9 protein-coding genes are annotated in these 11,748 nt (G+C 38.7%); 4 read left to right on the top strand and 5 right to left on the bottom strand.

What is annotated here, in order from left to right; translation table 11 throughout:
* Window positions 1–174: 174 nt before the first annotated feature.
* Window positions 175–2,391, top strand: coding sequence for a radical SAM protein (locus tag R2S57_RS11670; protein WP_316845125.1), 2,217 nt, complete (start codon window positions 175–177; stop codon window positions 2,389–2,391).
* Between the two features lie 105 nt (window positions 2,392–2,496).
* Here the strand turns inward: R2S57_RS11670 and R2S57_RS11675 are convergent, their stop codons facing one another.
* The 5 genes from R2S57_RS11675 to R2S57_RS11695 all read right to left on the bottom strand — a co-directional run bounded on the left by R2S57_RS11675 (window position 2,497) and on the right by R2S57_RS11695 (window position 7,129).
* Complete coding sequence (locus tag R2S57_RS11675; RefSeq protein ID WP_316845126.1) at window positions 2,497–2,874, bottom strand: hypothetical protein; 378 nt, start codon at window positions 2,872–2,874, stop codon at window positions 2,497–2,499.
* Window positions 2,875–2,911: 37 nt separating this feature from the next.
* A complete protein-coding gene (locus R2S57_RS11680) occupies window positions 2,912–3,175 on the bottom strand; it encodes a hypothetical protein (RefSeq protein ID WP_316845127.1) in 264 nt (87 codons plus the stop codon).
* An 86-nt stretch (window positions 3,176–3,261) separates the two neighbouring features.
* Window positions 3,262–3,651: a type II toxin-antitoxin system VapC family toxin gene (locus R2S57_RS11685; protein WP_316845128.1), complete on the bottom strand. Its 390-nt coding sequence runs from the start codon at window positions 3,649–3,651 to the stop codon at window positions 3,262–3,264.
* A complete protein-coding gene (locus R2S57_RS11690; RefSeq protein WP_316845129.1) occupies window positions 3,638–3,859 on the bottom strand; it encodes a hypothetical protein in 222 nt (73 codons plus the stop codon). Before R2S57_RS11690 ends, R2S57_RS11685 begins: the two co-directional genes overlap by 14 nt.
* 42 nt (window positions 3,860–3,901) lie before the next feature.
* Window positions 3,902–7,129, bottom strand: a complete 3,228-nt coding sequence (locus R2S57_RS11695; RefSeq protein ID WP_316845130.1) for an amidohydrolase family protein — start codon at window positions 7,127–7,129, stop codon at window positions 3,902–3,904.
* A 448-nt stretch (window positions 7,130–7,577) separates the two neighbouring features.
* Here R2S57_RS11695 and R2S57_RS11700 point away from each other — a divergent pair, with 448 nt between their 5' ends.
* From R2S57_RS11700 to R2S57_RS11710, 3 genes are all read left to right on the top strand, one after another.
* The gene (locus tag R2S57_RS11700) at window positions 7,578–9,470 is read left to right on the top strand and encodes an ATP-dependent DNA helicase RecQ (protein ID WP_316845131.1); all 1,893 of its coding nucleotides are present in this window, start codon (window positions 7,578–7,580) and stop codon (window positions 9,468–9,470) included.
* A 138-nt stretch (window positions 9,471–9,608) separates the two neighbouring features.
* Window positions 9,609–10,916, top strand: a complete 1,308-nt coding sequence (locus tag R2S57_RS11705) for an MFS transporter (RefSeq protein WP_316845132.1) — start codon at window positions 9,609–9,611, stop codon at window positions 10,914–10,916.
* Between the two features lie 22 nt (window positions 10,917–10,938).
* Window positions 10,939–11,676 carry a (Fe-S)-binding protein gene (locus R2S57_RS11710; RefSeq protein WP_316845134.1) on the top strand — a complete coding sequence of 246 codons (738 nt, stop codon included), beginning with the start codon at window positions 10,939–10,941 and terminating at the stop codon, window positions 11,674–11,676.
* Window positions 11,677–11,748: the final 72 nt, after the last annotated feature.

Genomic DNA, 11,748 nt, shown 5'->3' on the forward strand with positions numbered 1-11,748 from the left:
ACGTTTAGATTGGAGATTTAGTTTAATATAATCTTAATCGGCTCGTCATGCTGTCCCGAAGCTTCGGGATCAGCATCTTTTCCGAAGAATAGACCCTGATCCCGATATTTTGATCGGGACAGGGTGACGACTCTATTAAAAATTCCCGTACTTTTGCAGAAAAAACAATTCCTTTTGAAAACCGAAATATTCGCCATTACGCCGCCCTTTACCCAACTGAATACCCCATATCCAGCAACGGCCTATATAAAAGGTTTTCTAAATACTAAAAACATCAGTACCACACAGGCCGATTTAGGCATTGAGGTTATTTTAAGGCTTTTTTCTAAAAAGGGATTGCAAGATTTATTCAGTCACACTGAGCGGAGTCGGAGTATAGACAATCATAAACCTAAAAGCGATAACGCAAAAAGGATATTTGCCTTAAAGGATGAATATTTAAAAACGATTGATGCAGTAATTGCTTTTTTACAAGGTAAAAACCCGACTTTAGCTCTGCAGATCTGTAGTGATGATTTTCTGCCTCAGGCTTCGCGTTTTTCACAATTAGAAGAGTTAGACTGGGCATTTGGGGCCATGGGTACACAGGATAAAGCAAAACACTTGGCCACACTTTATCTTGAAGATATATCCGATTATATTGTAGAGTGTATTGATGAGAATTTTGGTTTTAGCCGTTATGCTGAGCGTTTGGGTAGAAGTGCCAATTCTTTTGATGAGTTGTATGAGGCCTTGCTAAGAGAACCAACTTACATCGATCATATCCTGATTTCGGTTTTAAAAGAGAAAATTGAAACTGTTCAACCCAAATTATTTCTGATTTCGGTTCCTTTTCCAGGTAATTTATACAGCGCTTTCCGCTGTGCGCAATGGATTAAAGCCAATCATCCGTCGATTAAAATCTCCATGGGTGGTGGATTTCCAAATACGGAATTAAGATCGTTATCTGATGCCAGGGTTTTTGAGTTCTTCGATTATATCACATTAGACGACGGAGAACTGCCGATCGAACTGTTGTATCACAACATTATACATCCGGTTCCCGTTGAGGCGCACTATTATAAAAGGACTTTTCTGCTGGAAGAAGGCAAAGTAGTTTATCGTAACGATGCCTTCAGAAATGATTATAAACAGGCTGATGTAGGCACACCCGATTATACAGGCCTTTTGCTGGCCAAATATATTTCAGTAATTGAAATTGTTAACCCTATGCACCGCATGTGGAGCGACGGACGTTGGAATAAACTCACCATGGCGCATGGCTGTTATTGGGGTAAATGTACTTTTTGCGACATTTCACTCGATTATATCAAAGTTTACGAACCTGTTGCAGCTAAATTGATTGTAGACCGAATCGAAGATCTATATGAAAAAACCGGGCAAAACGGTTTTCACTTTGTAGATGAAGCCGCACCACCTGCGCTGATGCGCGAGGTTGCCCTTGAAATTATTAGAAGGAAATTGGCTGTTACCTGGTGGACAAACATCCGTTTTGAAAAGAGCTTTACGCAAGACTTGTGTTTGCTATTAAAAGCTTCAGGTTGTATTGCCATTTCCGGCGGATTGGAAGTGGCATCAGACCGTTTGTTAAAGCTGATTGATAAAGGCGTAACCGTAGAACAGGTAGCGAAGGTTACCCGCAACTTTACCGAAGCGGGGATTATGGTGCATGCTTATTTGATGTACGGCTATCCTACGCAAACGATACAGGAAACAATAGACAGTTTAGAGATGGTACGCCAGTTATTTGAAGTAGGGATATTGCAATCAGGTTTTTGGCATCAGTTTGCGATGACGGCCCATAGTCCGGTAGGGATGTATCCTGAAAAATTTGGCGTGGTAAAAGATACCGAAGCCATTGGTACTTTCGCCAATAACGACATTAATTTTACTGATAAAACAGGTATCGATCACAATAAATTCAGTTTCGGATTAAAGAAATCGCTCTTTAATTTCATGCACGGCATCTGTTTTGATTATGAACTGCAGGATTGGTTCGATTTTAAAATCCCAAGAACAAAAATTCCAGCAGATTTTATTGAGCGGGCACTACATGATGGAGATCAATTTAATACCAAACCTACAGCTAAAGTAGTATGGATAGGCGGGAAGCCTTCTGCTGATTATTTTACAAAATCGAAAAAAGGCCACACCTGGGAAGTGGCTTCACTTACTTTTCAAGATAAAAAGGAAACATTTACCGTACAAACCAATAAAAAGGAAGGCGAGTGGCTAACCTCTGTTTTAGATAGGATTTCAATTTCTAATGAAAAAGTATTCACTTTCCAGGAGGTTAAAGCCGATTTTGAAAATGAATTGGAAAATTTCGAACTGTTCTGGTATTCGAAACCGATCAATACATTAAGGGAATACGGTTTGCTGGTGCTTTGATAGTCCAGTTTTGCTTACCCTCGTTCCAGCGAGCGTAAATAGCCTGACGATTCAATCGTCTTTCTATAGCTGCAATCTTTAGAAACTAGCGCAAACATTATAGTTTTAATTTGCAAAATATAAAATCATAAAAACTATAGGCGCAAAAACGAAATATAAGCCTCCACCCATGTATGCCCATGTATCAAACTTTGATGGCGATTTGTAATTTCTACGTCTATATGCTATAAGACCCATCATTATAGGAGCAACAAGCGCTAGATAAAAATAAACCAAATAAAGAAATGCCGACCATTGGAGCAGAAAAAAAATAAATAATATTTGAATAAGCGCGCCATAATTAGTGAAAATCAAGAAAAATTCTAATAGAAGAAAATTATCCAATTTTTCTTTTACTATTTTTCTTGCTAAGAATATATAAAATAAAATCCCAATTAAAGGGATGATCAAATAAATAATGATTTCTTTGTCTTTGATGTTCATAAGAGATATGCGTAAAATTTAGAATGAATAACAAAACTTACATTTTCATCTTAAACTGTGTAAGGAAGTAGATAATGCAGATCAATATAAGCGAATTCAGGATCAATAATAGCCACGAAACAATAAATTTCCGGTCTTTCGTTACAGCTATAAAAGAGGTGATAAAAGCCATCGCAATTAAAGCTAAGAATAAATTTACGGTCTGAATACCCAAAATATAATATCCGTTGTACGAAAAAACAAGCAAGCTAAGTATTAAAAATACAGCGGAGGCAGTGGTATATAGTTTATTCGATTTCATGTATAATCGTTATATTGGATCGGTAGGTTCAATTTTGAAAGAACGTAAATGTTTTCTTTTCTAGGCCTTGGGCTTTAAGTTTGCTTTTACCAAGCCAGTGTCTTTAAGCCTGCTATTTCCAGAAAGTGTTTATCTCTTGTACTTAGTTTAAGCTTGTGTTGTATTGCAGATGATGCTATCCAAATGTCGTTTTCAGGGATAGGTGTGCCTTTTCTTCTTAAATCAGCCTTAATTTTGCCGTATATAAGAGCGGTTTCATTATCGATGGCTAAAACCTCGTAAGCTGATATTAGCTGTTTAATATTGGTGATGTTTTGTTGGACTTTGGTCGAATATTCTGCACCATAACAAAGTTCTCCAATAATGATTGAAGTTAAATAGACTTCTGATTTATCAATATGGTTTGCAACAGAAATATCGCCTTTAAATAATGCAGAAATGATATTCGTATCTAATAAAACCTTATTTCCAGCCATCTAAGTCGATATTTTCACAATCTTCTTCAATGGCTTTATCAATCAAATCCATATCTGATTTGGAAATCAGCCCTATAAAATCATGGGCTGATTTTTTTTTATCAGTTGATACTGTTTTCTTTAAAACCTTTACAATATTCAAATCCTCCAAATCCTTAAGAAGTTGGTATGCCTTATTGTTGTTGATTTGAAGTAGTACAGTTTCCATAAATCAAATTTACTCAATATTAGATTATTATGCTAAAAAAAATTAATCACAATGTGGAACTGTAAAAGTCCAGGTTTCTGATTCCCCATTTGGAATGATGTAACCATTTCCCTTACTATTTTCGAACCATAATTTACCTCTCAATTTTTCTCTGGTACCCACCTCATTTAAGGTTGCACTATCATAAAGCCGGCCATTAATCATTACATATTTGATTTTTTCCGAATTGCGGATATCATCCAGTGGATTGGCATCCATAATCACCATATCGGCCAGTTTGCCCACTTCTAATGAGCCAATTTCTTTGTTCATGCCCAAATAATCTGCACCGTTTAATGTTGCGGCCCTTATGGCTTGAAGTGGACTGAAACCTCCCTGAACGAGCATCCATAATTCCCAGTGTGCGCCTAAGCCTTGTATCTGTCCGTGGGCACCGAGGTTAACTTTGGTTCCACCATCTGCAATCTGTTTAGTGGCTTTTGCAATATCAATGTGGTTGTAGTCGCTATATTCGGAAGTGGTTCTGCGTCTGGCTCTTGCATCAATTATAGAACGGGGGGTATAGGTCATTAATTTTTCGTTTTCCCAAACATTGGTTCTGTCGTACCAGTAATTTTCGCCCCACTGGCCACCATAGGCTACAATTAGAGTTGGCGTGTAGCCCACTTCCGTATTGTTCCATAGCGTGGTTACATCTTTATAAACAGGTAAAACAGGAATGCTGTGTTCGATTCCGGTGTGGCCATCGGCAACCATGTTCATATTGGTAAAAAATGTAGAACCACCTTCTGGTACCACTTCCATTTTTAATTGACGGGCAGCTTCTAAAATCTGTTGACGCTGCTCTCTGCGTGGCTGGTTATACGATTTAACCGAAAATGCACCAACGGCCTTTAACCTACGCAAATTGGCTAAAGCATCATCCAAACTATTAATCACCACTTTAAAATCACCATCCGCACCATATAAAATGGATCCTGTAGAATAAACCCTCGGACCAACCATTCTACCTGCTTTAAGCATTTCGCTCTGGCTAAAAACCATTTCGGTATTGCTCGAGGGATCGTGTGAGGTGGTTACGCCAAAAGCCAAATTGGCCATATAACTCCAGTCGTTCTGTGGGGTAATTCCATCCGGACTGGTGCGTAAATGCGCGTGGACATCAACAATACCTGGCATTATGGTTTTGCCATTTACATCAATCACTTTGGCGTTTGCCGGAATAGTTACGGCATCCGATTTTCCAATCGCCGTAATTTTATTTCCGTCAGTAAGAATGGTTCCATTTTCGATTACTTCATCACCCTTCATTGAAATAATCCTGGCGCCTTTTAAGGCCACTATTCCGGTAGGGATGTCGGATTTTAGAACCAGATTGATGTCGATAGCAGAAGCCTCAGTTTTAGGTGTTGTACCATCAAAATTGAAAGCACTATTTACATCAACGGTAAAATATTTTGGTCCTAACGTCCAATGTAAGTTTTTGCTATCCGCACTCCATTGGATGTATGTTCCGCCATCGGTAGTTACTTTTGTCACCGGAATGGCTTTATTTCCTGCCGATGCATCCTGGGCGGTACCAACATTGATCATTGGCGTGATGTAAACGTTGAACAACTCGTTAAAGGCGAGCCATTTGTTATCCGGACTGATGACGAACTGATTGGCATATTGAGAGGTAAAGTGTGTTCTTTCATTTGCACCGTTTAAATCAATACTTTTTAATGCCTTTTTACCATCTGCATAACTCTGGAAATAAATGCGGGTATCGGTGTTGTTAAACTGCGGGCGGATTCCATTGTCTAAAACCAGGGTTTTAGCTCCTCCATTGGCTGGCATGATAAAAATTCCGGTTCCACGGCCATAATTATAGCCTAGTACATCATTTCCACTTCCTTTTCTAAAAACAATTTTATCGCCTTTTGTTGAATATTGAGGAGAATAATAAAAACCTTTTTCATCACTTAGCGTAATGGTTTTGCCTGATTTTAAATCAGTGCGTTTTATGGCGCCACGTAATTCATCACTCCAGGTGGTATAAATCACGTATTTACCGTCAGGACTAAAAGCAGGTTCAAATTCGAAATCCAGTCCATTAGTTAACCTTTCTGGCTTTCCTGCGGGTAATTCCTGTTTGTATAAATATCCTGCAGCATTAAAAACAACTATTTTCCCATCTGGTGAGGTAGTTAACTGTCTTAACATTTTTGCCGAAAACTCATTGCTAAAAACCTGTTGTTCAAAATGCAGGGCCTTTTGAACGGTTTGAATGGTATTGGCCTGAAAAGGAATGGTACTATTAATCAATGTAGCGATTTCTGTTTTTCTGATTTTTCCTTTTGCGTAAAAAACGATGCTTTTGCTATCCGGTGTCCACGCGAAGTTTGGATAAACACCAAAAATCGCCCAGGTTTCCTGCTGATCATGTGATAAATCTTCGTTTATCGGCCATTCTTCGCCCGTTTTAAGATTTTGCACATATAAAGTCGATTTTAATCTTACCCGTTTTACAAAAGCAATTAAATTTCCATCTGGCGAAACCTGCGGACGGCAAGCGCCGCCCTGCTCATCGATCAGGGTAATCAATTTTCCCGTAGTTAAATCCAATTGACGGATGGCGTAAATAGTGCCGTTAGGATCCTTACTGTATTCGAAATTTGGACCTGGACTTACATCTTCACTAAAATATACATATCTTCCATCAGGCGAAACATTAGGCTCGCCAGCATCTTGCTGATCGTTTTTACGTGTGGTTAGCTGTACACCATCACCACCGTTTATGTTGTACATCCACATTTCGCCGGCACCCAGGGAACGGCCTGCGGTAAAATGTTTTCTGGCAATTAAATACTCGCTGTTTGGCATCCAGGTAGCATTGTTCAATAACCTGAAAGTTTCTTTGGTCACCTGTTTTTTGCCAGAACCATCACGGTTCATGATCCAGATGTTATCGCCACCACTTTTATCGCTTGTATAAGAAATGTATTTTCCGTTGGGACTAAACCGTGGCTGAACATCCCAGGCGGCACCACCGCTAAGTAATTTTGCTCCACCACCAGTAATTGGCATCACGTAGATATCGCCCAATAAATCGAAAACAATTTCCTGTCCGTCGGCACTTACATCGAGGTTCATCCAGGTGCCTTCGTCGGTATTTAAAGTGAAGTTTTTTGTTGTGCCCTGGTATTTTTCAATGTCCCATTTCTTTTCCTGGGCATAGGAACTAAAAAATAATAAGGAAAGAGCGGATAGAAAATAGAAGTGTTTCATTATATGTGGGATGGTTATTTAAATAATTCGTATGTTGTAATTTTTGTTGAAACGTATTTATCTCAACGATGTTGAGCGTTATGTAATTCTTTTAATGAGTAGCTAAAAGTCTTCGTAAAATTTTATTTTTTATTTCTCTCGGCAGTGCTGAGGGTTTTAACAATTTATTTCGATTAGTATATCAATCAAAATAAATTGAAGCTTAGTCACATCGTCATGCTGATCCGATAGCTATCGGATTTATTTCAGCATCTTTCCTGCTATTTAGACCCTGAAATGAATTCAGGATGACGATCCTAAGTAGAGAATTTAATCTGAAAACTGCGTTTCTAATATGTACTTATCTTATTTAGCAAAGTTAATAATCTTTTGTAGATGATTTTTTCAATTTCTGGCAATAATAAATAGCGATTTTGGATTAAATGTATAGTTTTGATACCGCCGATTTATGACAGCAATAGAGATTTTACAAAAATATTGGGGACACCAGGCTTTCAGGCCTTTACAGGAAGACATTATTTCTTCGGTTTTAGAAGGAAAAGATAGCTTGGCATTATTGCCTACCGGTGGAGGTAAATCGATCTGTTTTCAAGTTCCAGCTCTGGTTAAGGAAGGAATTTGTATCGTAGTTTCGCCATTAATTGCCTTGATGAAGGATCAGGTAGAAAACCTGAAATCGAAAGGCATTGAAGCGATTGCTATTTATGCCGGGATGGGAAAACGCGAAATCGATATTTTACTCGACAACTGCATTTACGGTAAAATCAAATTCCTTTATTTATCCCCAGAGCGTTTATTGGCCGACTTGGTGCGTGTCCGCATTTCGTATATGAATGTAAACCTGATCGCGGTAGATGAAGCACATTGTATTTCGCAATGGGGCTACGATTTTCGTCCGCCGTACCAGCAAATTGCCAAACTCCGCGAAATCCTGCCAAATGTGCCTGTTTTAGCCCTTACCGCAACAGCCACTGATTTTGTACGCAAGGATATTGTAGAGAAACTGGAAATGAAAGGCCCACAGGTTTTTGTTAAAAGTTTTGCGAGAGATAACTTAAGTTATGTAGTCTTCGGAAATGAAGACAAGTATAAAAAACTGATCGATATTTGCCAGAATGTAAAAGGTACGGGACTCGTTTATGTACGTAACCGAAGAGAAACTGCCGAAGTGGCCAATTTTATCAACCGCAATCAGATTAAAGCAGATTTTTACCACGCCGGATTGGAACGCGATGTGCGTTTCTTGAAACAGGAAGAGTGGAAAAATAATAAAACCCGGATCATGGTGGCTACAAATGCCTTCGGTATGGGGATTGATAAAGCTGATGTGCGTTTTGTGGTACATCTGGATCTGCCAGAAAGTTTAGAAGCCTATTATCAGGAAGCAGGCAGGGCAGGGCGCGATGAAAAACGGAGTTATGCTGTGCTATTGGCCAATCAGTCGGATGTTTTAGGGTTGGAATCCCGTTATCTCGATAGTTTTCCATCACCAGATGAAATCAGAAAAACCTATCATTACCTGGGTAATTATTTTCAATTGGCCTTTGGCGCCGGTGAAGGTTTAACCTTTACCTTTGATATAGCTGATTTTTGCAAACGTTTTAACATCAGTGTTTTAAAAACGATTTCTGCATTGAAGTTTTTAGAACACGATGGATATCTTACCTTATCTGAAAGTGTTTTCTTGCCCTCTAGAATCATGTTTATTGCCAGTCATGAAGATATTTATCGTTTTCAGATCGAAAACAAGGTGTATGATGGCATTATCAAAACGATTCTGCGTTCGCATGGTGGCGCTTTTGACGGTTTTGTAAAGATAAATGAGGCCGATTTGGCCAAAAAAACCGGATTATCTTATAAAGAAATTATCGCTTTATTGAATAAACTGCAAAGTATAGAACTGCTTACTTACATTCAGCAAACGGATCAGCCCCAGTTACAATATGTGAGACCTCGGGTAGATATGGATCATTTCGATCTGGATGTGAAATATCTGGCACTTAGAAAGGAAATCCTGCACAAGCAAATTAATGCCGTAGTAGATTATGCTGCGTCTAAATTGTGTAGAAGTGTGCAGTTACTCAATTATTTCGATGAACATCATGCTACAAAATGTGGTGTTTGCGATGTTTGCCTGGCTGAGAAAAGAGCAGAAAACCAAAGCCAAATGGGCGAAGAAATTGAATTTGAAATCATTTCACTACTACAACAGCAGCCATCAAGCCTCGATGATCTGGTGACCAGTATTAAAAACGGTGCCGAAGCGGAAAGAATTGATGCGATTAGAGAATTATTGGATGCAGGTAAGATAAAAACGGATGGGAAGAAGTATTATCTTTAGATGTGAGATGTGAGATGTGAGATGTGAGATGTGAGAAAAAGACCAGTCAAGTTACCAATAAAATATTAGTTTTGTAATGAACTATTTAATCCATGCAATCAAACAATCAGTATAATCTTCCGCGAAGCGAAAAAACAAATGATAACAAAAAACAATAAAAAAACCATCCGTTCGTGGGCATTTTTCGATTGGGCAAACTCTGCCTATAACTTAGTCATCACCTCTACCATTTTTCCGGCTTATTATACCATTATCACCACAACAAAAGAACATGGCGATAAAGTAGAATTTTTTGGGAGAACCTTTGTAAATACTTCACTCTCCAATTATGCACTATCATTTGCCTATCTGATTATGGCTTTTGCATTACCGATGCTTTCATCAATTGCGGATAGAAGAGGAAATAAGAAGTCGTTCATGAAATTCTTTACTTATATAGGTGGGGCGGCCTGTATTGGTTTATATTTCTTTAAGTTGGATACACTCGAAATGAGTATCATCTTATTTGCTATTGCGGCAATGGGTTATATTGGTGGGGTATTGTTCAGTAATTCTTATTTGCCGGAAATCGCAACTGAAGAACACCAGGACCGTGTAAGTGCACAAGGCTTTTCCTATGGTTATATCGGATCGGTTATACTTCAGCTGATCTGTTTTCTTTTTGTACTAAAACCTGAATGGTTTGGCATTACCGATGCTTCATTTCCCCCACGCCTGTCCTTTTTATTGGTTGGTGTATGGTGGATCGGTTTCTCACAGATCCCTTTTTCGGTACTGCCTAACGGAACACCTCAACTTGATAAAGTAAAAACAAATATCATCAAAGATGGCTTTAGTGAATTGTCTAAAGTATGGGGACAGCTAAAACAGATGAAGAAACTGAAAGGATTTTTGATTTCGTTCTTTTTCTACTCCATGGGTGTACAAACCATTATGCTTGCTGCTGCTGGTTTTGCCGAAAAAACATTGAAATTAGGTACTGCTAAACTAATTGCCGTCATATTGATTATTCAGTTGGTAGCTATTCCCGGGGCGATGCTGATGTCATATTTAGCCAAAAAAATAGGCAACATCAACGTATTAATTATGGTGGTGTTGGTATGGATAGGCTGTTGTGTTTACGGTTATTACATTACCAGCGAGTATCAGTTTTATTCATTGGCCGCTATTGTGGGTTTAATTATGGGCGGAATCCAGTCCTTATCGCGCTCTACCTACTCAAAATATCTCCCTGCTGATACAAAAGATACGACTTCCTTTTTTAGTTTTTACGATGTAACGGAAAAACTGGCTATCGTAATCGGGCTTTTTAGTTTTGCCTATATCGAAGATTTAACCGGAAATATTCGCTACTCCATCATCGCTTTGGCATCATTTTTTATAGTTGGATTAATTCTTTTAGTGCTTTTAAGAAAAATCGAACATAAAGAATCGCTAAAATTGTAAGTTTGCAGTCGTTTAGAATATGATGAAAGTAGAATTATTTGTGCCTTGTTTTGTAGATCAGTTATATCCCGAAACCGCTTTTAATACCTTAAGGTTGTTGGAAAAATCGGGATGTGAGGTTAGTTACAATTCAAAACAAACCTGTTGTGGGCAACCGGCATACAATGCGGGTTATTGGGATGAGGCAAAGGAAGTGGGTACAAAATTTTTGAACGATTTTACCGAAAATACCTATGTAGTAGCCCCATCGGCATCCTGCGTAGGCATGATAAAAGGAGGATACAATGATTTATTCACCAATACTATTGTACACAATAAATGCCGGAGTTTGCAGTCGAACATCTGGGAACTTTCTGATTTCCTGGTGAATGTGGCCAAAAAAGATTATTTCGGTGCAGAGTTAGAAGGCAAAGCGGTTTACCACGATTCGTGTAGTGCATTACGTGAGTGTAAGATTAAGGATGAACCACGCCAGTTATTATCTAAAGTACATGGTTTAGAAATGATCGAAATGGAAGATACCGATATGTGCTGTGGTTTCGGAGGAACCTTTGCCGTAAAATTCGACGCCATTTCATCTGCTATGGCCGAGCAAAAAGTGAATCACGCCTTGGCGCAACAGGCCGATTATATCATTTCGACCGACTTATCGTGTCTTTTACATCTTCAGGGTTATATCGATAAAAACAATCTGGCGATCAAAACCATGCACATTGCAGATGTACTGTGTAACGGCTGGTTGGAAAGTACGGAGTATTAATTTAAACCTCGCAGGTTTTTAAAACCTGCGAGGTTTGAAATGAAATATCTTATCTCAGTGGCTGGTGAGTCA

The organism is Pedobacter psychrodurus (assembly GCF_032678585.1).
GTDB lineage: Bacteria > Bacteroidota > Bacteroidia > Sphingobacteriales > Sphingobacteriaceae > Pedobacter > Pedobacter psychrodurus_A.

Bases quoted from the DNA above. Each gene is read 5' to 3' on its own strand.
- R2S57_RS11675 (WP_316845126.1), bottom strand. From the start codon at position 2,874: ATGAACATCAAAGACAAAGAAATCATTATTTATTTGATCATCCCTTTA.
- R2S57_RS11685 (WP_316845128.1), bottom strand. From the start codon at position 3,651: ATGGCTGGAAATAAGGTTTTATTAGATACGAATATCATTTCTGCATTA.
- R2S57_RS11700 (WP_316845131.1), top strand. From the start codon at position 7,578: ATGACAGCAATAGAGATTTTACAAAAATATTGGGGACACCAGGCTTTC.
- R2S57_RS11705 (WP_316845132.1), top strand. From the start codon at position 9,609: ATGATAACAAAAAACAATAAAAAAACCATCCGTTCGTGGGCATTTTTC.
- R2S57_RS11680 (WP_316845127.1), bottom strand. From the start codon at position 3,175: ATGAAATCGAATAAACTATATACCACTGCCTCCGCTGTATTTTTAATA.
- R2S57_RS11690 (WP_316845129.1), bottom strand. From the start codon at position 3,859: ATGGAAACTGTACTACTTCAAATCAACAACAATAAGGCATACCAACTT.
- R2S57_RS11710 (WP_316845134.1), top strand. From the start codon at position 10,939: ATGAAAGTAGAATTATTTGTGCCTTGTTTTGTAGATCAGTTATATCCC.
- R2S57_RS11695 (WP_316845130.1), bottom strand. From the start codon at position 7,129: ATGAAACACTTCTATTTTCTATCCGCTCTTTCCTTATTATTTTTTAGT.